This window comes from Vibrio sp. T20, assembly GCF_007858795.1.
GTDB lineage: Bacteria > Pseudomonadota > Gammaproteobacteria > Enterobacterales > Vibrionaceae > Vibrio > Vibrio satsumensis.
Genome location: NZ_VFEB01000248.1, coordinates 1 through 211, shown reverse-complemented (window position 1 = coordinate 211; position 211 = coordinate 1). Strand labels below are relative to the sequence as shown.

The 211-nt window shown below is 40.8% G+C and carries 1 tRNA gene; it reads left to right on the top strand.

Going from position 1 to position 211, the window contains the following annotated elements:
- Window positions 1-53: 53 nt before the first annotated feature.
- Window positions 54-129 (top strand) — tRNA-Ala (locus tag FTW16_RS22435).
- Window positions 130-211: the final 82 nt, after the last annotated feature.

Here is a 211-nt window from a genome sequence, read left to right as displayed (position 1 = left end):
TCCACACAGATTGATGGTTTAATAAGTTAAGAGTAGGAAATACTTTTCCAGATGGGGCTATAGCTCAGCTGGGAGAGCGCCTCGCTGGCAGCGAGGAGGTCTGCGGTTCGATCCCGCATAGCTCCACCATCTTTAAGTGTTCTTCCTTAAGAATCTTTAAAAATGGTTATTTCTTTAATTAGAAATATCTAGCTCTTTAACAATTTGGAAA